Below are 20,039 nucleotides of genomic sequence, written 5' to 3'. Positions count from 1 at the left end.
GCGTTCCCGGTTACGCGTAGCGTTACCCGACTGAAACATGAGTGGCACACTTCAACTGTTGACGCACATCGGGCTGGCAGGATTTTCACTCGGGCTCGGTCTTGCGGTGTTTCCCGATGCCAACGTTTTCGTGATGATGTTTGCCGCTTTGTTCTGGCTGATTGCGTACTTTCACTTCGCCGACGCTTTTTGGATTCCGTCGTGGGGGCGTGGACACGATTTCGTGGATCGAATTGGAATTGCAATCAAAGGAGTTGGTTTTGCGATGATTTCCGTATGCGTAATACTTGCTCCTTCGATTGGTTCGATCGCGATTGGGTTGATCGGTTTGATTGTGATCTTGTTTGGGCGCATACTATGGGAATTGCTGCTCGTTGACGGATCTTCGCCCCAGTGATCCTTGCGTACTCATTGTGGATAGGTGTGGCTCCAATGAGCGGGTAACCATCGGTTGCAACGGAGGCCGCGAGTTGACGTTTTTTGAAGTGGTGAGTCGTTCGCGCGGCCCCGCTGAACCGTACCGTTCGCCAACGGAATGCGAGGAGCAGCAAATGAAACGACGATTTCTTAACCTCCTTTGGGTCTCATCGCTCATTGGTTGCGCAGCAATATGTTTGCTGTGGATGCGCAGTACCTCCGGCGTTGACTCCGCAAGCTTGACCTATAATCGCTATCTCGCTAACGGACGCGCTGCATCTAATGAAGTTTACTTAACTTCCGATAGTCGATTGTGGATCAACATTATTGCAGGCTCTGTTGCACCCTATGACGGCCAACTTGTTTGGGGCTATCACGTAAGTGCTGACATGAGCAAGGGAAAGCCTCGTTTTCGATACGACCGAAGTCCCTATGCGACAAACGTCTTTGTAGGTGATGGTCGAGTGCCTACGAATGACAGTGCAATGTCTGGATGGGGACCGCTCCGTTGGCAAGACTTCCGAAGATCAAGTAATGGCGAGCAGTTCCGATCAATAACATTCGGTGTTTCCCATTGGGCGATTTTGATTCTATTCCTCTTGCTTCCGTCGTACCGTATTTACCTTCTGCGTCGTTCAACTAGGACAAATGCAACTAAGGCAAATGGCGAACAATGGGTTGCAACGGAGCGGGCGACAGAGCGATTCGGCAATGGTTGCTCAATCGCGCCCGCCCGCTGAACCCTGTCGTTATGCCACAACCCGCGTGTCCATCCTCGGTGACAAACTCACGCGTCCCCTGCTCACTGGAGACCCAAACCCTATGCGTCAATCGTTGATCCTCACTTCATTGACATTTGTCGTTTGCCTGGGCTGCGACACGGCAGCACGCCAACAGCAAGCCGAGGAAGCTCGACGACAACAGACGGTAAATGAACTCCGCGAACTGGGGGAAGAAATGCACAACAACCCAGAAAATCAGTCGGCACCCGATTCAACTGCGGCTGATACCTCGGAGGAAGATCCCGATTCGCCCAATAACAACGCCGCCTCTTCCGAGTGATTTACATGCCAGAGTCCTATGCCAGTTCACTGCGAGTACGTCGCGGTGAGAAGAGATGCCAAACACCAGATCGCCAAATTGTTTGTAACCTAAGTACACTCACCGTTTGCTACGGTTCGTCCGTGTCATCAAGGCAGATCGAACGGCATAACAAAAAAATGCACCGGAGTTGCCGACCGGGCCGAATTTGAAATCAACGTCGCTGTCGGCAACCCGGTGATTTTGCTCGTTATTTGCCAACGGTCAGGACGAGAACATGATTGCCTACTCTAAACGATTCGCAGTAACAGCCGCCGTAGTAGCCCTCATTTCGTGTGCCTGCTTGACTGGCAGAATTCGGCCGCAGTCCGACGCAATTTCAACACAGGCGCTTCCGACCGGTTCGGAGAGCCCGGAAGGCGTAGCGTGTGATCTGGTTCGCTCATACATTTCGAAGGACGCTGACCTGTTTCACGATCGCCGCTGCAAAGTTTCATGCGAGAATTCGTTTGACGCCACAGTGGCGTATGAATCCCTGACGCATTACGAGCCAGTGCAATTGAACCCCAATTCGCCAAGTTCAACCGTCGAACTGAAAATCAAGAGTGCCAGCATCAATTCGAGCGCCGCACCTTCAGCAGATACGTCCTTGAAGTGGGATACAGCACCGGGCTTTTCAAACCCAGGACGCGCAGAGTTGATGTTAACTTACGGCGCATTCGAATCAAAAGTCGTGGATGTGATTGCGACGTCACCCACCGGTCAAGAGTATTTATTTCGTGTTCAGGCAATGCAATACCCAGAGACGTGGGACCTCCACGATCCTGTGCCAAGCGGTGTTTGGCGAGGTCGACTCATCGCTGCCACGGAATCACAAAGCAAATAACCATGCGTTGAACGCGAGCGGGCGATCACGCGGATTTTGATATCATAGTCCAACGCGCCCGCCGCGTTAACGCGGTCGTTATCCGATCAAAATTACCTACTCATCCAGTTTCCATTGGCCCGAAACAATGGCAATCACACGCAAAGCTCAACGTAGAGTTGATCAGTTACTCGGTGTCCCGACGACTCGCCCGGTGCTTGCGATCGCTGCGTTCCTTGCGCCATTCGCTCTTACGGCCGTCGGGACTTGGCTTGACTTCAACCATTTCCTCGTCGTTGTGCCGTGCGCAGCTGCGGGCATTGCCAGTACGTTACTCTGTATTCAATTGCTTGGTGGCAACAGCATTCATCCAAAGTGGGTTCTCCTTGCGGGTCTCTGCTATGCTGTCTACGCCGGCCAAAACTGGTACATATTTGCGTCTCTCACCGCGGGGGTATTGCTTTGCTTGGCTGCAATCGACCGTTACGTCGGCTACTTCACTCCATTGTTTGGCCAATCGTCTAATCGCCACCGTGTCTTCCCAAAGTTCTAAACTCAGTGATGCTCACCTTCCCGCACGCTCTCCGCGGGCGGATAACAATAAAATGCAGCCGAGTTGCGGTCGCTGCGTGTTTCAAAGTTCCAGATCAACCGCCGCAACCGGCTGATTTTGGTCGTTAGCCATCTGGGAACAATAATGAATCCATCTCGACGAAGAGCGGCGATATCGATTGGGAGCGCAATGGCTTGCCTCTCGCTGAAACCCTGCTGTGAAGCGGATGACGAAACGAAAATTGCGTCAGATGCATTTACTGGAATTTGGTCATCACACTACCAGCAGACTTTTATTTATCTGATCATCCAACCCAATCAGAAGGCCGTCTTTGCACTCCTGGATCAGGGCTACAGTTTCGGGGAGGTTCCTTGGATTCCGGCAAAGAACGGAATCATCGTACGCGGATTCCCAATGCTACGACTCTGGCAAACAAATCAACCTGACCGGTGCAAGGTCCGAATGCAAGAGATACCGCCTGAAATGACGAATGACACGTTTGTGAAATTTCCTTTGAGCTTCTACATGACACGGCAGCAGGACCACTTGCCTGCAGCACTCGCCGAACTGGAGATTCCGAAAGATTGGCATGGTGCCAATCCGCCATCCGACTTTGATCGTATGGTCGGAAAACCACGAGTCGTCAACTTGAAATGATGGCTAACCAATGCAATGCACCGGAGCTGGCGACCGGCCGGTTTTCACATTGACAAACACTCGCGCCAGCCCGGTGATTGCGAGCGTTATCTGAATGAAATCGATTCGCCCGGCACGCCATTAGGTGTTTTTTAACGTTACGAATCGTAGCCGGAAGCTCGACGCCCGCAGGATGTCCGGACGAGATTAGCGAGGGGCCCCCCCCTCAAAAAAGTCCGGAAAAATATCTGCGCTGGCGGTCGGTCTACGCAAACCGGGCCGCGCCACAATATGCCCCTCCCCCGTCAGCAACCGAGCCACGTCTTCCACGCGAGAATGATCGCGACTGCACTTTAAGGCCGCGGCCGTGATCCGCCCGGTTCGATAAAGATTGACAACCTCCCCCAAAAGAGCTAACGTCGTGTTCCCAGCGTTCGCTTGTGCAACGCGAAACGGTGAGAACAGGTTGCCTATCCCATTCGCTACGGCATTATCGGGGTGAATATGTCGCTCACGCGACACTTGTTCTCACCGGTTCCCCAGAGAGAACAAGTCAAATACCCATATTCTCTCTCGGGAAAGTGGGTGAGAAACATTGTTATCCGACTGAAATGCTCGAATTCTGAGCCTCAACGAACATGTATGACTTTCGCCCGATCGACCACAAAGACTCCGACGCAGAATACGCTGCGTTGGTTCGAGGCGACGTTGCAAAGAAGGCGGGATGCGACCTGCTTGATACCGTCGATTCGGCTGCGCTTGTTGGTCGCTGGCGTAGTTCGCTCGACTACCGACATACCGAATTATTCGACTATGACTTTCGGGCGGACGGGACGTACTCGATGCCGACCTCGTTTTCAGGACCGACCCCAAATACCTGGCGCATTGACGGCGATCACTTCATCGATCATTCTTGGTGCCCGCCTGCGCCGGAATATGACATCCACGAACCGATGGACAATATCGAGACTTACCGTTGCGCCCAATTGACTGACGGTCGGTTCGCATACTGGAATGGTGATGGCAGCCTTCTCGTCTTCCTCACTCAAATAATCGGATAACCATCGCATGCAACCGAGGACGGGTGGTCAGTTTTTTCGTCTGCTTGCAAGTAGTTCGCCCGTCCCGGCTGATGCGTAACGTTATTCCGCTAGAGAGATCTAAATTGTTCGACCACTTTGATTTTTCGCTTCTGGATGACCCTGAGTTCAAGGAAGACTCCGTCCGCGAAGGAATCCGTAGCCTCTCATAAAGCTGCGATTCCCGATGGAGGATCGCGACGATCCGAAGTGATCGAACCTCTTTTCTTCTGATCCAACAAACAAAAGCCGCACGGAGGTCAATGGCATGAAGGAGTCGCACACGATTCAATCTGGGTCTGGTCGCAAAAGGCGCGAGACTGTAACGCTGACGATCGGCGAAACATACCGCGTCGAACCGTTGAACCCGCAAAAGAAAAAACATCGCGGTCGCGTCTGTGCGATTCTGGAATTCGATGATGATTTCATGCCGGGGTTTGCATCTGTTCGCTTCCACGACAACAACCGCGTCGGCAAAGTCGATTTGTCTGATCTTGTGCCCATCGATAGCGTGGTTGCTGTCGAGGATCGCCGGTGATCGCATGCCCATACACGGCATAACCAGGCCGTCACCCGGAGTGGCCGACCACGCGGGTTTTGAATTCATGGTCTTTTTGCGGCCGCCCGGTTACGGCTGTCGTTAATTTGACTGAAGTGCTTTCAAGCCCTCTTGCGACACCACGCCTTAGTATCCCCACATAGATAAGAAGGGTCATCATTTGTCTGACGTCGTTGTAGCAACATGTCTTACTGTTTTCGGAATGCTCTCAACCTCGCTTATTGCGGCTTTTGTGCAATGGAAGACATCTGCCTCTACGAGTGCGGCAACCCATGCACACGAACTCCAATCTGCGATTGCAGACGCTGCCCGTTTGCGACTCGAAAAGCGATTTGACTCTGTGATGGCAAACACAGCCGAACTGCTTTCAATTGTTGATCCGGACAATCAACAGTCCGCGAATCCTGACGACGTCGCTCGGATTGTCTTTTCGGCACAACTGCACCTCGATACATCCAAGGACGTCGAGCGGATTTTCTGCATCCGATTGACCGAACTCGCATTGTCTAGCCGTTCCCCGGATTCACGGCAAAGATTGGCTGCAAGCGACGCCGCGATCCGGGCGGCCCAAGCCTTCGCTGCTCAACACTACGACCTTCGCGACTGGCCGGGGCATAATGACGGATAAACCATCGCGTGCAAACGGAGCGGCGGTGGACAGTTTATACAAATGGTTTGCCGTCCGGTGACGCGGGACGTTATCGGGATCCCTCGACACGTTTCTGCCACCATGGCGGCAACGATGTTTCAAGTACCGGGTTTGTCGTCAGTCGAAGATAGAGATCGTGGATCGCCAACTGCCGCGATGACCCCATGCCGATCTGCACACCGCGAAGTAACGGGACCGCGACTGCGACGACATTGCCGTCCACAAACTGGGGCATGTCGACGTATTCCGTTTCGATTGGCCCATACCTATCGACAACCCAACGTTCCACCTCATCCGACGCTTTATTGCGATCCTCCAACGGATCGTGCGATCCCGGATTGCCAATCAAAGATCTTTCTCGATCTGGCATTTGCTTAACCTCGAAAATGGTTGGCTCGATCCCGTAACTTAACTGCACATTTGGCGTTCCTTGTCGGTTCGGGAATTGCGTTCTAGCAACTGCCGGTAGCGCTCCGGTAGCAGGTCGCAACCGAGTCCAGCAGCGGCCATTCGATCCGCAGCCACTGCCGCGATGGCCTTTGGGCTCGGCTTGTCGTATCCGAGCGATTCACGATTTGCCGCGTCGCGGTGTACCGCTGCGAGGATCCGCTCTGCAGCGACGTGGTCGCGTGCGTAAGCCGATTCCGGCTTCGGGTCAGGCCAACCATCCTCCGGCGGCAACACAGCGGAGGCGTTGCGACAGCGGCGGTACAGGGCAAACGGTCCATAGGCACCGACGCGGTCGGTGTACACATCGAGCAATCGCGTGGCGTGCTTGACGTCGACGGCTGCCTGCAGGTCAGCTAAAGCTCGACGCCATTCCCGGATGCCGGATAACGCGAGGCGCTGGGCTACGTGGTGCCAGGTCGCGGTCTCTTCGATCGGGGGAGGCAAATCAAAATCGCTCCCCTCACTCCCGCTCGTGTTTTGGGGGGGAGGGGGGAGAGCGGTTCTTTTTCGGTTACTTACGGTTCGTCGGACATATTGTCCGGGGTTCCGGTCAGACTGTCCGGGGTTCGTGTCAGACTGTCCGGGGTTAGCAAAAAAATGTCCGGGGTTGCCGGAGGGGAAAATGTCCGGGGTTGCGGTGGCGTTTGCTTTCGATACACGCAGAGAGATTTCGCCCCAATTGATCACCATGATGGGGCTTCGACCGTGCCTGTGCTCAATCACGATCAACTGTTCTGACTCAAGCAGCCGAATGGCACGGCGTACACTCCGTTCGCTGCAATTGATGTCGGCACCGATCGTCGCGGCCGAAGCCCAACAGCGACCACTCTTGCCGCAGTAGTCATCAATCGCGCGCAGCACGCTTAGCGCCATGCGTGAGCTGACACGCGCCGCCGCTTTGCCATCGCCGACGTCGGCGGACTTGATCGGCAGAGACTTCAGCAATCCCAGCTGGTCGCCGCGCGTGAAATCGATCGTTTGTTGCTTTGCGCCTCGCACCGATCAATCCTCAATCGCACCGAGTTTGCGAAGTTGTTCTTGACCATCGGCCAATTGGCAATGCTTGACCAATGGCAGCTGGTCGTCGGCAAGCGATGCCAGCTGCGCCCATGAAACGTCACGCCATCGACGACGGCGATATCCGCGGATTGAGACGCCGTCAGGCGTGATCCGAACGATTAGCTTCGGCTCGATGCGACGGACGATCGGGCGCGACAACGTTGCTATTCGTGGCATTCCGCCCCCCATGCAATCAGCTTGCCGTGGAAGGTGCCAACGCCATGAAACATCCGCCAGAACCGATGGAATGTTTCGAGCGATTCGAACCCGTCTGAGCTCGCGAAAGGGGCAAGATCGTTGACTGGCGTGCCGTCGATCTCAGCGGCAACGATTGATTCGTCGCCAACCTCCAACACGATGTTTTGCACCTTCAAGCAGACAGGATCCGGATCGAGGATCTTGCGGCATGCTTTCGTTCGCATGCCGGTGTAGAGCTGCAATCGATCGCCTTCGCGTGCATGTCGCCGTTTGATTATCCGGCGTACTGTATGCGATTTGGTACCTGATTCGCTCGCATCGACGAACTGGCTTTGGAAGTTGTAGGCGACCATCGCTTCAGGCCTCCACTTTGATATTCGCGGAGTCTCCATCGTCACCCAAATCGTCAACCAGCTCACTTCGCACGATGTCAACTTCGCGAGGCGCGTCGAATCCAAGGTAGATGCGGTTTCCGAGAACACGAACCACGGTAACGCGGATCACTTTGCCACAAATGTATATCGATTGGCCTGGGTTTCTGGCTAGGACTAACATCCTGCTAACTCCTTACGATTGAACAAACAAATACAATTCACCAAAAGCGACGGCAGGTTTCGAACCTGCACGGTGGCTGGGGCATAGACAGCCACCGCATCCCAAACGAACGTCGCTTTGTTTACGGGCGTTCACAACAACTCTTCATCGAAGTCGAATTGCAGTTGATTGCGCGTGGTTCGCCGTGCGCGAACCACGTCGATCTTTCGTGCTGGCGTTTTTCGCGACGTGACCGGTTGGATCGTGACGTCGTCGGGATCTTCCGGGTGTGGTTGCACGATCAGCTTGATCGTCACTTCGCGTTTCTCTGCCAAGCTTGGTCGTTGCCGACAATCCACCACGGCCGCGTGCAACTGTTCGCTGAAGTCGGTTGCCAGATCGGGCGACAACAGATGCAAGTTCTTCAGACTCAATTCGGCGGTATGACTCATCGCTGCAGAATCTCCCGTAGATCGGTGATCACCTGCTGGTCGAAGCCTCGCATGACAGCGTCGTCGCTCTCGGCAGTTTCAAGGACCGCACGCAATAGCTCATAGTCAACACAGGTGAGTTTGCCGGGCCTTGGCTCCAACTCAGAAAACTCACTATCGTCGTCCAATGCGTGAACGCCGATGCGATGCACCATCACCAAACATGTCACGCCACCGGGGGTGACGCCGTTCCACAGCCGGCACGGGACGCCGTCGATGTCGAGTTTTACGTCGGTCGATTCCATCGTCACTTGCATTGTGTTGTTCTCTTGGTTTGGTTGGTTCGGATTCAGCGCTGCCGAAGTTCCATCTCGTTCAATTCGGGCCCGTGCGTTTGCTACGGGCACCATCCTTTTTGACCATTTGCAGTTGGTTCAACCGCTCAGGGATTGCGATCATTAGTGGTTCGCTGGAAAACAATAGACGTGGGGCACTTTCGCCGACCGATGCAGTGCAAATGGATCCTGATTCAATGAATGACAACGACGATTCCGGATGCGTTCTGCAATGTGCCATCGCCGCGATCGGTGCCGTGGTGAGCATTGGAATAGCTGCTTTGCAGATCAATGCTGGCAACGCTGCGGCCGACAAGGCTTCGCAAAATGCACAGTTCATCGCCAGCAAGCAGGATGCATTGACGATCGAACTGGACAACGTCAAGCAGTGGCGGGAATCGCCACTGCTTGTGGTGCTGCGTACAATTCGCATCGCGGAAGACACGGCCAACTGCATCATCCAGAACAACGGTGGTCGCGACCTCGTGTTGTTCGGATTTGAGCTGCAGCGGACTGTTCCGCGAGTCACATCGAACAACGGCGGATCGATACCGCCACAACGAACGGTGATCGCTGCCGAACGAAGTCGATCGCAAACAATTGATTTCTCGCGATGCGATTTGACGTCGGACTGTTCGTTCTTCATGGATCCTGCAATCATCGTTAAACCGGGTGAGTCGCTCACGCTCCGCTGCGTGTTTCCGATCGGGCAAAAAGAGTACGGGCACATCGTGTTGGTTGACTCCAATTCAGTGACGCCAGAATTCCAGCTATTCCAATTCGAGCCATCGCGTTAGTTGCGGACCAATACCGACAGCGAGAAGCCGACCCCGAACGCAGCGACCGCAGTCATGGAAAGGTGGCTTTCGTTCAATCCGAAAACCAAGAACCCTGATTGCATCGCCAGAATTACGACGTTCAATCCGCGTGACATAACCCACCTCAGTTGTTGCTTGGTTCGAAGCTGGGACTCTGCTTGACTGTCTGATCGTTCAGCCGTTCGCCCAACTCTTTGAGCTGGACCGCGTAGAACTTCAAGTGCCCTATCAACCGTTGGTTCTCGTGTGCGAGATACACAACGTTCGATTCAAGCACGGCAACGCGAGACGCCAAACGGTCGACTCGTCGCCACGGCATGACGATGCGTGTGATACGAAGTCGCAAGAATGCGACGCGGTTTGAAAGTGATTCTTTCATCGCGGTTCCTTCCCTACGGACAAACGAAACGACCCCAGCTATCCGACCAACTTGTGCGAGCTGGGATGTCGAATAACTGGGGTCGATGGATCGAATGGTTTGATGGTTTCCCGCTCGCACAATCGAAGTATCGACGAGATTTCGGGAATCTCAACAGAGGTGGCGCTAGATACGGGGGGGGCGTTTTTCGCACCGACGTGTAGCGACGTGTAGCGGATATGTAGCGACGTGTAGCGGAAGAGTTGAGGGGAAATTTTTTCCAAATTCGTCTTGGATTGTCGCTTATCCAGTGCAAACAGTGATCGCATTTTGCGACTTCAAATCGGTTCGAATACGACCCTTGTCGTGCGCCACCGTCGCGCCACCAAATCGGTTCCCGGATTTGGGAATCCGGTGTGCGCATTAAAAACGCCGCTGCACGTTCGACGTGTAGCGGCGTGTCGCGGACGTGTAGCGATGTGCTTTGGATTCAAAATCCAGTGGCCGCAAGGTCGTGTGGGTTCGAGTCCCACCTTCGGTACTTGGTGACAAGATCACCAGCAATCAAAGGCCCGCGAACACTGACGTGTTGCGGGCTTTTTTCGTGCCCGTTCCGGTTCTGCGATTGCTCATGATTGCCTGCTTGCAGCACTTTGTGCGGTCCAGCTTTCGTTGCCCGACTGGCAACCCCATGCCCCGCTTGGTCGAACGCCTGTTTCATGGTCACTGCAACGTGATTCCTTGCCATCGGTGCCGAATTCCCGAGCGAATTTGTGACGTCCTATATCGGGTACAACGCGTCCAATTCTCCGCCTCACACGTTGCAGGCGAACTTTGCATCAGGCTTAAAGCCAGCCTTTCCCGTCAGCACGTTGGGCGATCCTCCTTAAACGTCGTATTGGTTCACCTCTGGCCTCTACGGAGATCTTCCAACGGTCTCGTGGCGCCCGTCGCCGCATTGCAAGAAGTTTCTTGACGCCTATATAAAATCGTTCGCCGGAGAGATCTGGCGGTACGCATGGGATTCGGAAGTTGCACGAGGGTGCGCGACCAGCGAGAATGCGCCGTACACTCAAAACGGTTCTCGCGGGCCAACCGGTGAGCGTAAACGCGATGTCGCCGAACCGTCGCATTTAGCACCGACGAAAACAGCATGATTAATCGGGGGCGCATCCTATATCTGATCCTTGCCGCGCTGATCGTTTTTAACGAAGCGACCAATGTCGTGTTCGCCTTTTCAGGTTCGTCGGAAACTTTCCGATGGCTAAAATCCGTTCTTCTACCGGCACTGATGATTTGGGCCGTGTGGAATCTGTGGCAAACGGGAGAAAAGTGGATGCGATGGGGTTTGGCGACATGGACATTCACAAAAGGCCTTACATCGCTATCGGCCTTGGGATACCTCATGTACCGTTTGGCCGAAATCACGCCACGCGAACGTTCAGACTTCTTTTTTCAAATTTCCGCGACTCTATTCACGCTACCCGCAATTCACGCGTGCATCTTCATCGCAATTGGCCTCACGTTGCTCTTCTCTCCATCAATACGCGCATTCCTTGATACGCGGTCCCAAAGTCCCAACGCAAATCATCCGTTTTCACCTCAATGATTTGTACTCACTTCTCAGAATTGCGACGCTAACATCACCCTTTGCCCCACCCTGCGACACATCAAATCGTTGCACCGGCGTGGCGAACATGCTGTTTTTTTCACACAACGCCAACCGTCGTCACCGAGTTAACCTAATCGTCACGGCGACGAGCATGCCTCGATTCTTCGTGCGTCTACAGTGTAGCGCGACGCAGTGTTTTGCCGGCTGTCCCAGGGGGACGCCGAGCGATCACGACAGACCACATGGACACCAAAACACGACAATTGACATCGCTTCCTTGGTTGACGCAGCCTTGTTCAACACGCCCGGCACAGGTGGCCGTGACCTCTACCTTCGAAGCCTTGAGAAGCTTACGGTTGTTCAAATCACAGATTCTGCTGAATATGAGGTTACTCGGGCACTTTCTCCCGACGGATACCGCATCGTTTACGCTGCGGGGGTGCCGGGTGACCGGGCGGATCACATACTCAAAATCGGCGTTGACGGAAAATCACATATTCAACTTACGGACATGGACGCTAGCGACACTACGCCCCGATTTTCTCCGGACGGATCTCAAATCATTTTCGCTCGCGACAAGACATCTATCCGGAGCGGCTTGGCCGCCAGTTGGGAGAATGGCGGCGTCATTTGTGTGATCAATCCTTGATGGCCCAGGAGAATCTCAAATGACGTCCGACGACTTGTAGTGCGCCGAGCAGGAATACACCAATGCCTTGGGCCGAAATCCTATACTTCACTTTACTGATTTTGTTGGTCGCTCCCGAAGTATCGTCGTGCTTGCGAGGAAAACGCTGTCCGATTTGTAAGTGCCGCATGAAGAGAACGGGATTGACGCATATTGTTCCGAACGGATCATTCCCAACTTGGTTATGCCGTCGATGCGATGCGAGGCTCTACGGAGACCCGCAAAAAACTGGCGAATGACAAGAAATCCTGATGACCATACGCGTCAAATTGTCCAACGCAAAAAAGAACCTTGAAACGCACGCAAGTCGCTGAAAACGTACGAATTTGCCATTCGTAAATCCAGCAAGGCGACTGCGTGATTTCTCGCGTTCTGCAACAAAGCGAAACTCCATCGGGGGTGCTACAATTTCAATCAACATGCTGGCTTAAAACCCTAAAGCGATGAAATACATGACTCTCAAGACTCTACTCTGTGCCACCCTAGTTTTCTCAGTTGGCTTAGTGGTCGGCCCAGCCTCCGCCGTTCAGCGCATTGAAGGAAGGGTTGCGGTAGCAGGCGGCTCGATTGGAAATGCCGAGGTCACTCTCTGGGAGACGACCTCGGAGGCTCCCCGGAAGATCAGCGCAACGCGGACGAGCCAGGATGGCAGCTTCGAATTGTCGATCACTGATGGGAACGCCGAAGCGGGCGTTTACTATCTGATTGCTATGGGGGGAGTGACGAACGAGGAGGCGGAGCCGAACCCGTCAATCACCCTGATGACGACCTTGGGCCCCACACCGCCAGATCGTGTGACGATCAACGAGCTCACCACCATCGCCTCCGCATACACCACAGCGCAGTTCCTTCACGATGGAGCGTTACGCGGTAACGCAACTGGCCTACGGATCGCTGCTGGCAATGTGCCGAATCTGGTGGATCTCGAAACGGGCGCCCACGGCCCCGTGATCGTGAACGCTTTGAACGGTCCTCGAACCACGACCTTAGCCAAGTTCAACACGTTGGGAGCGCTGCTCTCGGCCTGCATCTCGGGTAAACCACGGGTCTGCGAGAAATTATTCGAAGCGACGACGACGCCGGACGGGAGTGCGCCCTCCAATACGCTCAGTGCCATGCACAACATCGCGCGTTTCCCTGCCCACAACGCGACTAGAATTTTCGATCTTTTCGAAGCACTCGCTCCGGTGCCCGACGGGAAACGCTACCGTGACGTGGCATTCATCCCTTACCTTTTTCATGCGCCCAGCGCGTGGACCCTATCGCTAGTCTATGCCGGAGGCGGCTTTTACGCAGTGGGTGGTGCCGCCATCGATGGCGAGGGGAATTTCTGGACGAACAACAATTGGATGCCCGGTTCACAGACAACAATCTACCAACAATTCGGTGGCGGCGAGGGCAAATTCGCGCCCAACGGCAAGCCACTGTCTCCGATGATCACGGGCTTCAATGGTGGCGGTATCGACAGCCCTGGCTGGGGCATCGCCTTTTCGTCCGACGACAAAGTCTGGGTCACCAACCTGATCGGCCGGACGATTTCTGTCCTTGATCGCAGGACAGGCAAGGCGCTCTCGCCCGAAGGCGGCTACAATTTCGACGGCAAACTCGGGCAAATGCAAGGAGTCCTCGTTGCCCCGAACGGCGATGTCTGGACCGTCGACAACGAGAACAATCAAATCGTACACATTCCAGGAGGCGATATCTCGAAAGGTCGCATTCTCGGCCGGACGGTGGAGGGCAAACCGGTCGATGGAACGCTCCAGGTCAAGGGTCCATTCGGTATCGCCATCGACCAGCAGGACCGGATTTGGATTACGAACAGCGCCTCCAACACGGTGACCCGTTTTCCAGCGAGCAACCCCGGACAGGCCGAAGAGTTCGAGGTTGGATTCAGCCCGCACGCGATCGCGATCGACAGCAAGGGCAATGCATGGATCGGCAACCTGATCGGGCACCCCAAGGTCAGGGAGAAGTTGGCCTTGATCAAGCAAAAGTTCGAAGGCGAGATCGAGGCCCGGAAAGGCTCCATGACGCCCGACGATGTGGCTGCAAACATGTGGGCGGACTTGTGGGAAATCATCAACGAATATCCTGGTGGCGATATCTCGATGATCACTCCCGACGGCAAAGTACACGGCCCTTTCAATGCGGATGGTGCCATCACCGGCCCGTGGGGGATCGCGATCGATGGCAATGACAATGTCTGGGTGGCAAGCTCCACCAGCAGCTCCGTAACTCAGCTCGCCGGTGTTCGCCCCGAGACTCGCCCGCCGGGGGTGAAGACTGGCGACCCGCTCACTCCACACGAGGGCTATCTTGGCGGACTGCAAGTCATAGCGCCGATCGCTGTCGATCCGGCCGGTAATGTCTGGGTTGGCAATGGCTTCCACGATACGAAGGCAGGCTTCAGCAAAATTCCTCCTGAAGCCCGTTCCACCCAGTTCGGCGCCCACACGATCGTGGTCTTCTTTGGCGTGGCCAAGCCGGTGAAGCCCCCTCTGATTGGACCGGTCCGAGGATTTTAATTGCATCCGAAGCTCTGAACAGTGACGTTAGGATAGCGCATGATGCTCTCTCGAATTGCACAGGCACTTCGGTGGGCGGCCAACGGCTAACAACTACCGACTGATTGACAATCGGCTGGAACGATCGCGTTCGCAGCCATCTGCCCAGCTTGCAGATCCATCGAAGGCAATTCGGCTGGGTACGCGATGCATTGATGACTCGTTTTTACGTGGAGCATCGACCGCGACGCCCCTTACCCCGATGACGACCGAACCGCCGTTCTGCCTCGCTGCCAATTCATTCGCGACGATCAGACGTTCGCCATGGCCGTAGGATCCAGCGACCGAAAGAAAGAGCCAAACCGCTCGGCTAGGACGTCGGCAGTTCCAGAGCAAGCGGCGGTGCGGTGAGCCTCTGGCGGCTCGCCCGCATCGAAAAGTACACTTGGCAGCCGAGCATGCAGAGCAGCGAGATCAGCCCCGCGGCATAACATGTGGGCCGGAAGAAGGTCAAAAAATCGCCGCGCGGTGAGAATGCGTTTTTCGCTAACATCACTCCGACGTAGCCGAGATAGCCGATCGAATCAGCCAAGTACATCAGGTGAACCAAATTGCCTCGGTCGCGCGTCATCGCGATCAGTCGCTCGAAAATCGTGGTATGCGTGGCGACGTACGGTAGGTAAAGGCCGATGCCAAGCAGAACCATGAAGACGAACGGCGAGAGTAGCCCGACCTGCTGGCCATAGGTCGATAATAGCAAGATGCCAAAGCCGACCGAGCAGGTGGCTAATGCCAGCTTAAAGCTGCGGTAATTGTCGGAGATAAGCATCGCGGCACCGTTGGCAAGCGTGACGCCCAGACCGACCCACAGCTCCGAATAACTGAACAACTCCGGCGTCGTATTGACGCCAAGACTCTCCCAGATCTGAGGCGCAAAATCAGATCGCACGCTCCGCAGGATCGTGACCAACAGGTACATCACCAACAGAGGTGTCAAACCCCAGGCGTAACGTTTAAAAAAAGCGCGCCGTTGTTGCGTGGTCAGCGGCGTCCGTTCGCTGCGGGCGGCGATATCGGCCTGGCAAACGGGGGGAATTTTTCGAAGCATCCAGACAAACATCAGCAATGGAAGCAGGAACAACCCGCCGGCGAGGGCAGGCATCCAGAACCCTGGAACGCCCATGCTCAGCAGGCTCTTACCGACCGATTTGGTCACGCCATCAGAGAGGATAAAGCTGGTGCAAAGGATGGCCGCCATCGCTTCAGTTTGTCGGCGTCCTTCGAGGAATCCAAGCACCAATCCGAAGACCATACCCAACGGCAAACCATTCAGGAACAGGCAGAACAAATTGTAAGGAGCGGGCACCCAACCGAAACCGATCAGTGCGATCTCGGCCAGAACAACCAGCCCGATGATACTGGCCGCGCGACGGTTTGCCGGCAGTTCTGAAAGGATCTTGATACCCACGAATTTTGATAACGTATAACCAAAGACTTGCGCCGCCACGGCGACCGTCTTGTATCCCCAGCCCCATGCGGTGAGATCGTGGTAGTCGATCACCGTGAACGGTTTGCGAAAGGCATACATGCAGAAGTAGGTGCCGAAGGCAGCCACGCTTCCCCAAAGCATGAGCGACCACGAGACCAGGGGCGGCGACTGCGATGGTTTTGCGGGGCCGTGCGTGTCCATTGTCTCTCACGTTAACATACTAATAAACCTTTGCCACAGCAGCTATAAATACCACGCACCGCCCGTTGCTCAAGGCATCTTCACGCAATCCTCATCAAGGACCAACGCTCGTGTCACGCGGCGGCCGACAAAACCACCACGACAGTGCCCCCACTCCACCGCCCAAGCCGGCCCCACAGGTTACTTCCTTTCCTTAATGGCGCGTTGCAAGCCAGGCACGGGCCAGCAGGCCCATTCCATCTGCGGAACCAAATATCGGATTGCAATCGTGAATCAACCGGTGGCAGGGCGAGAAGATTGCGTTTCGCGAAGGCATGATCGATAATGGGGGGGACTGGAAACCGTTCCACTCGCTTCCCACCACCTCCGCTCCTTCCGAGACACGCCAACATGAGCCATTTGAAGCCCTTCGCCCTCCTTTGCTTGATGACTCTTTTCACGGTCTCTTCGCAAGCCGAAGCCCTTGAACCCGCCGGACGCAGCGGATTGCAGTTCCCTGCCAGCGATTGGCCTTTCTGGCGCGGCCCAAATCAAGATGGCATCGCATCGGCGGAGCAACAGCCCCCGACCTCGTGGAGCGAAACGGAGAATGTGCTTTGGCGTGCCAAGGTACCGGGTCGTGGTCACAGTTCACCGGTTGTGGTTGGCAACCGTGTCTTCATCGCGTCGGCCGATCCTCAGCGCGAGGCCCAAGTGGTGTTGTCGCTGGATCGCGCAACGGGAAAACAGATCTGGGAAACGATCGTCCACCAGGGCGGTTTCGAGACTCAAGGGAACAAGATGAACAAAAAGGCGACTCTGGCGTCGTCGACGATCGCTTCGGATGGGGAGCGGTTGTTCATCAATTTCCTAAACGGTGACGCGGTCTGGACCTCGGCGCTCGATTTCGAAGGCAAAAAACTATGGCAGACTCGGTTGACCGATTACGTCGTGCATCAGGGGTACGGCTCATCGCCAACGCTCTACAAACACCTGGTGATTTCATCGGCTGACAACAAATCGGGGGGCGCGATCGTGGCAATGGACCGGTCCAGCGGCGAGGTGGTTTGGCGACACAAACGCCCCGAAATGCCCAATTATCCGTCGCCGGTCATCGTGAAAGCGGCGGGCCGCGAACAGTTGATCATGACCGGTTGTGAACTGGTCACCAGCCTCGACCCGCTGACGGGGGAGACGATCTGGGAAACCCCAGGGGCGACGACCGAATGCGTCACGACGACGGTAACCGATGGAAACGTCGTTCTGACTAGCGGTGGATACCCCGACAACCACATCGCCGCCGTCGCGGCCGACGGTTCGGGCAAGGTGGTCTGGGAAAACACCGACCGTGAATACGTTCCGTCGATGCTGATCACCAAGGGGCATGTATTTGCCATTCTGGACGCCGGCATCGCGACCTGTTTGAACGTTTCCACGGGGGAACAGGTCTGGAAACAGCGGTTAGGAGAGACGTTCAGCAGTTCTCCGGTCTTGGTCGGCGACAACATTTATGTGACCAGCGAATCTGGAACCACCCATATTTTCAAGGCTCGCGTGGACGAATATCAAAGCGTGGCGACCAATTCGCTGGGCACCGAGGTATTTGCCTCTCCGGCGATTTGCGGAGGGCAGATATTTACCCGGGTCTCGTTGACGGTCGATGGGAAACGGGAAGAATTTGTAGTCTGCTTGATGGACCGCAACTGAGGCCGAGGGAGGTCGCTAGCGGGAAATTTCGCTCCGGGGGAGACGACAGGCCCCATTGGTCGCAACGGGTGGGCGAAGATGCCCAAACGAACTTTGTTCCGCAATCCCCAAAAAGAGCGAAAGCGAAGCGAACTGGATCTGAAAAAGCGTCAATTGAGGGTGACGGGAACAGTCCTGAGCGGGTATCGTAAGGTATTGTTTTGGAAGAACTTATGACCGAGCAAGCGAAGCATTTGAAACGGAAATACCGCCGAATCATGTGCACGCAATTACAGCAACGCTTACCTAAACAGGCATTTCGGCGTATGCTACTCGCTAGAAACGAGATCCGTTTCGATGCTGCAATCATTCTAAGGAGCAATCAATGCTAGTGAGCGTCTCTGCCCGACATGGCAATCTTGGAACTGGTGATCAATCGCTGATCGAAGACAAAGTTGAGAAGCTGCGTCGTTTGTATGATCGAGTGAACGCGATTGAAGTGATTGTCGATTTGGAGAAGCTCGAATCCCCGGTACTCGAAGCCAAAGTCTCGGTTGAACACGAGGAAGACTTCATCGCATCGGCGACCGCAGCGACCGTCATTGGAGCTCTCGACGTTGTGATCCCTAAGCTGGAAAAGCAATTGCGACGTGCGAAGGAGAAGCGTACCGAACACCGCGGAACAGGATTGAAGCACCTGGAACCGACCGACGTCACCGACGAAGTTCAATAAGAATTTGCCAGCCCGACAGTCCCCCCGTCCGGTGCGTGCAACATCGCACTCGGACGGGCGCCGTAATTTTCGATCCACTGGACAACTCGCGGCCGATAGAACATGCAGTACAACGATGCAAGACCGCACAGCCCTCCGGAAGCCGTTTGTCCTCGACGGGCACCGGTGGCTCCATGAAATCACCCACCAGCCCGATCATTGGGCGTCGTGAGACGGCCAAGCTCTGGCTGAATTTATTTAAAATCAAAGGATAGGTAATGAAATTCGCAGACTTTATTTGCGTCAAAGCGATCAAGCCGGATTTGGCATCTTACGACAAGGAAGCGGTCGTCACCGAATTGGTCGAAAGCTTGGTCACCGCGGGCGAGATCAAGGCCGCTGACAAAGCGGATATCATCGCAGCGGTGATGAAGCGCGAAGAACTTGGCAGCACCGGCATTGGCCGCGGTGTCGCCGTTCCGCACACCAAGCACCCCAGCGTTGAAAAGCTGGTCGGCACCGTGGGTGTCAGCGTCGACGGCGTCGACTTCAACAGCCTCGATGGCGAAAAAGTTCAACTGTTCTTCCTGTTGATCAGCCCTCCCGAACGTCCTGGCGATCACCTGCGGGCCCTGGAAAACATCTCGCGTCAATTGCGTGACGACACCTTCTGCCGGTTCTTGAAGCAAAGCAAGACAGTCGATGACATCAATCAACTGCTCGAAGAGGCTGACAACAACCAGTTTGCCTCTTAGACGCAAATCCCGCAGTTAACAATGCAAGCTATGTCCAATCCCACATGCCAGCAAATCGTCGTCGTCAAAAACGAAAAAGGGCTGCATTTGCGCCCGGCGGAACTGCTGGCACGGTTGGCGATGCAGTTTGAATCGACGGTCATGGTGACCAAGGACGATCAATCCGCCGACTGCAAGAACATGTTGTCCGTGCTGACACTGGGTGCAGTCCAGGGAACCCCGTTGGGGCTGTCGGCCGAAGGAAGCGACGCCGTCGAGGCGTTGGCAGCGGTTGCTGAATTGTTCGACCAAGGTTTCCATGAACTCGATTCCGAATGATCCGCCGCAGCGACCTATCGACGGGCTGCCGCGGTAAAGATCCCAACCCTTCGCGGGTTGGGACCGACGACTATTCAATTATCAAATCGTACAAAAAAGAAGAAATGGCAGGG

At 55.1% G+C, this 20,039-nt stretch carries 23 protein-coding genes; 14 read left to right on the top strand and 9 right to left on the bottom strand.

Annotated elements, in window-relative coordinates:
• The first annotated feature begins 130 nt into the window (after window positions 1–130).
• The 6 genes from Poly24_RS27305 to Poly24_RS06645 all read left to right on the top strand — a co-directional run bounded on the left by Poly24_RS27305 (window position 131) and on the right by Poly24_RS06645 (window position 5,778).
• Window positions 131–397 (top strand): hypothetical protein, encoded by a 267-nt coding sequence (locus Poly24_RS27305; RefSeq protein WP_145092241.1) that lies wholly within the window; start codon window positions 131–133, stop codon window positions 395–397.
• 842 nt (window positions 398–1,239) lie between these two features.
• A complete protein-coding gene (locus Poly24_RS06665; protein WP_145092237.1) occupies window positions 1,240–1,479 on the top strand; it encodes a hypothetical protein in 240 nt (79 codons plus the stop codon).
• Window positions 1,480–1,735: 256 nt separating this feature from the next.
• Window positions 1,736–2,344 carry a hypothetical protein gene (locus tag Poly24_RS06660; protein ID WP_145092233.1) on the top strand — a complete coding sequence of 203 codons (609 nt, stop codon included), beginning with the start codon at window positions 1,736–1,738 and terminating at the stop codon, window positions 2,342–2,344.
• Window positions 2,345–3,020: 676 nt separating this feature from the next.
• Window positions 3,021–3,533 carry a hypothetical protein gene (locus Poly24_RS06655; RefSeq protein WP_145092228.1) on the top strand — a complete coding sequence of 171 codons (513 nt, stop codon included), beginning with the start codon at window positions 3,021–3,023 and terminating at the stop codon, window positions 3,531–3,533.
• Window positions 3,534–4,150: 617 nt separating this feature from the next.
• On the top strand, window positions 4,151–4,573 hold the full coding sequence (locus tag Poly24_RS06650; RefSeq protein WP_145092225.1) for a hypothetical protein: 423 nt from the start codon (window positions 4,151–4,153) through the stop codon (window positions 4,571–4,573).
• Window positions 4,574–5,310: 737 nt separating this feature from the next.
• Window positions 5,311–5,778, top strand: coding sequence for a hypothetical protein (locus tag Poly24_RS06645; protein ID WP_145092222.1), 468 nt, complete (start codon window positions 5,311–5,313; stop codon window positions 5,776–5,778).
• A gap of 70 nt (window positions 5,779–5,848) precedes the next feature.
• On the opposite strand, the gene Poly24_RS06640 is transcribed toward Poly24_RS06645, so the two are convergent.
• The 7 genes from Poly24_RS06640 to Poly24_RS06610 all read right to left on the bottom strand — a co-directional run bounded on the left by Poly24_RS06640 (window position 5,849) and on the right by Poly24_RS06610 (window position 8,788).
• Window positions 5,849–6,169, bottom strand: coding sequence for a hypothetical protein (locus Poly24_RS06640; protein ID WP_145090855.1), 321 nt, complete (start codon window positions 6,167–6,169; stop codon window positions 5,849–5,851).
• Between the two features lie 38 nt (window positions 6,170–6,207).
• Window positions 6,208–7,248: a helix-turn-helix domain-containing protein gene (locus Poly24_RS06635; protein ID WP_197452378.1), complete on the bottom strand. Its 1,041-nt coding sequence runs from the start codon at window positions 7,246–7,248 to the stop codon at window positions 6,208–6,210.
• Window positions 7,249–7,251: 3 nt separating this feature from the next.
• Window positions 7,252–7,485 carry a hypothetical protein gene (locus Poly24_RS06630; protein ID WP_145090849.1) on the bottom strand — a complete coding sequence of 78 codons (234 nt, stop codon included), beginning with the start codon at window positions 7,483–7,485 and terminating at the stop codon, window positions 7,252–7,254.
• Entirely contained in the window at window positions 7,473–7,859 is a 387-nt protein-coding gene (locus Poly24_RS06625) for an ASCH domain-containing protein (RefSeq protein ID WP_145092217.1), read from the bottom strand. The genes Poly24_RS06630 and Poly24_RS06625 overlap by 13 nt, the downstream gene beginning before the upstream one ends.
• Before the next feature lie 4 nt (window positions 7,860–7,863).
• Window positions 7,864–8,061 carry a carbon storage regulator gene (locus Poly24_RS27810; RefSeq protein WP_145090844.1) on the bottom strand — a complete coding sequence of 66 codons (198 nt, stop codon included), beginning with the start codon at window positions 8,059–8,061 and terminating at the stop codon, window positions 7,864–7,866.
• A 131-nt stretch (window positions 8,062–8,192) separates the two neighbouring features.
• Window positions 8,193–8,492, bottom strand: a complete 300-nt coding sequence (locus tag Poly24_RS06615) for a hypothetical protein (protein WP_145090840.1) — start codon at window positions 8,490–8,492, stop codon at window positions 8,193–8,195.
• Window positions 8,489–8,788, bottom strand: a complete 300-nt coding sequence (locus tag Poly24_RS06610) for a hypothetical protein (RefSeq protein WP_145090837.1) — start codon at window positions 8,786–8,788, stop codon at window positions 8,489–8,491. The genes Poly24_RS06615 and Poly24_RS06610 overlap by 4 nt, the downstream gene beginning before the upstream one ends.
• Before the next feature lie 215 nt (window positions 8,789–9,003).
• Between Poly24_RS06610 and Poly24_RS06605 the strand changes: the two genes are divergently transcribed.
• Window positions 9,004–9,603 (top strand): hypothetical protein, encoded by a 600-nt coding sequence (locus Poly24_RS06605; protein ID WP_145092214.1) that lies wholly within the window; start codon window positions 9,004–9,006, stop codon window positions 9,601–9,603.
• A gap of 145 nt (window positions 9,604–9,748) precedes the next feature.
• On the opposite strand, the gene Poly24_RS06600 is transcribed toward Poly24_RS06605, so the two are convergent.
• The gene (locus Poly24_RS06600) at window positions 9,749–10,003 is read right to left on the bottom strand and encodes a hypothetical protein (RefSeq protein ID WP_145090831.1); all 255 of its coding nucleotides are present in this window, start codon (window positions 10,001–10,003) and stop codon (window positions 9,749–9,751) included.
• 1,239 nt (window positions 10,004–11,242) lie between these two features.
• On the opposite strand from Poly24_RS06600, the gene Poly24_RS06595 reads away from it, so the two are divergent.
• The 3 genes from Poly24_RS06595 to Poly24_RS06585 all read left to right on the top strand — a co-directional run bounded on the left by Poly24_RS06595 (window position 11,243) and on the right by Poly24_RS06585 (window position 14,807).
• Window positions 11,243–11,542, top strand: coding sequence for a hypothetical protein (locus tag Poly24_RS06595; protein WP_145092210.1), 300 nt, complete (start codon window positions 11,243–11,245; stop codon window positions 11,540–11,542).
• Window positions 11,543–11,871: 329 nt separating this feature from the next.
• Window positions 11,872–12,243 carry a TolB family protein gene (locus Poly24_RS06590; protein WP_197452377.1) on the top strand — a complete coding sequence of 124 codons (372 nt, stop codon included), beginning with the start codon at window positions 11,872–11,874 and terminating at the stop codon, window positions 12,241–12,243.
• Between the two features lie 491 nt (window positions 12,244–12,734).
• Window positions 12,735–14,807 carry an NHL repeat-containing protein gene (locus Poly24_RS06585; protein WP_145092204.1) on the top strand — a complete coding sequence of 691 codons (2,073 nt, stop codon included), beginning with the start codon at window positions 12,735–12,737 and terminating at the stop codon, window positions 14,805–14,807.
• 349 nt (window positions 14,808–15,156) lie between these two features.
• On the opposite strand, the gene Poly24_RS06580 is transcribed toward Poly24_RS06585, so the two are convergent.
• Window positions 15,157–16,476: a DUF5690 family protein gene (locus Poly24_RS06580; protein WP_197452376.1), complete on the bottom strand. Its 1,320-nt coding sequence runs from the start codon at window positions 16,474–16,476 to the stop codon at window positions 15,157–15,159.
• Window positions 16,477–16,866: 390 nt separating this feature from the next.
• On the opposite strand from Poly24_RS06580, the gene Poly24_RS06575 reads away from it, so the two are divergent.
• The 4 genes from Poly24_RS06575 to Poly24_RS06560 all read left to right on the top strand — a co-directional run bounded on the left by Poly24_RS06575 (window position 16,867) and on the right by Poly24_RS06560 (window position 19,926).
• Entirely contained in the window at window positions 16,867–18,162 is a 1,296-nt protein-coding gene (locus tag Poly24_RS06575; RefSeq protein ID WP_197452375.1) for an outer membrane protein assembly factor BamB family protein, read from the top strand.
• Window positions 18,163–18,526: 364 nt separating this feature from the next.
• Entirely contained in the window at window positions 18,527–18,874 is a 348-nt protein-coding gene (gene hpf / locus Poly24_RS06570; RefSeq protein WP_145092198.1) for a ribosome hibernation-promoting factor, HPF/YfiA family, read from the top strand.
• A 257-nt stretch (window positions 18,875–19,131) separates the two neighbouring features.
• A complete protein-coding gene (locus Poly24_RS06565; protein ID WP_145092195.1) occupies window positions 19,132–19,608 on the top strand; it encodes a PTS sugar transporter subunit IIA in 477 nt (158 codons plus the stop codon).
• Window positions 19,609–19,638: 30 nt separating this feature from the next.
• Window positions 19,639–19,926 carry an HPr family phosphocarrier protein gene (locus Poly24_RS06560; RefSeq protein WP_145092192.1) on the top strand — a complete coding sequence of 96 codons (288 nt, stop codon included), beginning with the start codon at window positions 19,639–19,641 and terminating at the stop codon, window positions 19,924–19,926.
• Window positions 19,927–20,039: the final 113 nt, after the last annotated feature.

It is taken from the genome of Rosistilla carotiformis (assembly GCF_007753095.1).
GTDB lineage: Bacteria > Planctomycetota > Planctomycetia > Pirellulales > Pirellulaceae > Rosistilla > Rosistilla carotiformis.
Note: the sequence above shows the minus strand (reverse complement) of the source record. Positions and strands in the feature narration are given on the sequence as shown.

Excerpts from the sequence above, each read along its gene's own strand:
- Poly24_RS06605 (WP_145092214.1), top strand. The coding sequence starts at position 9,004 with ATGAATGACAACGACGATTCCGGATGCGTTCTGCAATGTGCCATCGCC.
- Poly24_RS27810 (WP_145090844.1), bottom strand. The coding sequence starts at position 8,061 with ATGTTAGTCCTAGCCAGAAACCCAGGCCAATCGATATACATTTGTGGC.
- Poly24_RS06575 (WP_197452375.1), top strand. The coding sequence starts at position 16,867 with ATGAGCCATTTGAAGCCCTTCGCCCTCCTTTGCTTGATGACTCTTTTC.
- Poly24_RS06655 (WP_145092228.1), top strand. The coding sequence starts at position 3,021 with ATGAATCCATCTCGACGAAGAGCGGCGATATCGATTGGGAGCGCAATG.
- Poly24_RS06610 (WP_145090837.1), bottom strand. The coding sequence starts at position 8,788 with ATGCAAGTGACGATGGAATCGACCGACGTAAAACTCGACATCGACGGC.
- Poly24_RS06665 (WP_145092237.1), top strand. The coding sequence starts at position 1,240 with ATGCGTCAATCGTTGATCCTCACTTCATTGACATTTGTCGTTTGCCTG.
- Poly24_RS06630 (WP_145090849.1), bottom strand. The coding sequence starts at position 7,485 with ATGCCACGAATAGCAACGTTGTCGCGCCCGATCGTCCGTCGCATCGAG.
- Poly24_RS06585 (WP_145092204.1), top strand. The coding sequence starts at position 12,735 with ATGACTCTCAAGACTCTACTCTGTGCCACCCTAGTTTTCTCAGTTGGC.
- Poly24_RS06625 (WP_145092217.1), bottom strand. The coding sequence starts at position 7,859 with ATGGTCGCCTACAACTTCCAAAGCCAGTTCGTCGATGCGAGCGAATCA.
- Poly24_RS06640 (WP_145090855.1), bottom strand. The coding sequence starts at position 6,169 with ATGCCAGATCGAGAAAGATCTTTGATTGGCAATCCGGGATCGCACGAT.
- Poly24_RS06580 (WP_197452376.1), bottom strand. The coding sequence starts at position 16,476 with ATGGACACGCACGGCCCCGCAAAACCATCGCAGTCGCCGCCCCTGGTC.
- Poly24_RS06565 (WP_145092195.1), top strand. The coding sequence starts at position 19,132 with ATGAAATTCGCAGACTTTATTTGCGTCAAAGCGATCAAGCCGGATTTG.
- Poly24_RS06615 (WP_145090840.1), bottom strand. The coding sequence starts at position 8,492 with ATGAGTCATACCGCCGAATTGAGTCTGAAGAACTTGCATCTGTTGTCG.
- Poly24_RS06600 (WP_145090831.1), bottom strand. The coding sequence starts at position 10,003 with ATGAAAGAATCACTTTCAAACCGCGTCGCATTCTTGCGACTTCGTATC.
- hpf (WP_145092198.1), top strand. The coding sequence starts at position 18,527 with ATGCTAGTGAGCGTCTCTGCCCGACATGGCAATCTTGGAACTGGTGAT.
- Poly24_RS06560 (WP_145092192.1), top strand. The coding sequence starts at position 19,639 with ATGTCCAATCCCACATGCCAGCAAATCGTCGTCGTCAAAAACGAAAAA.
- Poly24_RS06660 (WP_145092233.1), top strand. The coding sequence starts at position 1,736 with ATGATTGCCTACTCTAAACGATTCGCAGTAACAGCCGCCGTAGTAGCC.
- Poly24_RS06595 (WP_145092210.1), top strand. The coding sequence starts at position 11,243 with ATGGCTAAAATCCGTTCTTCTACCGGCACTGATGATTTGGGCCGTGTG.
- Poly24_RS06650 (WP_145092225.1), top strand. The coding sequence starts at position 4,151 with ATGTATGACTTTCGCCCGATCGACCACAAAGACTCCGACGCAGAATAC.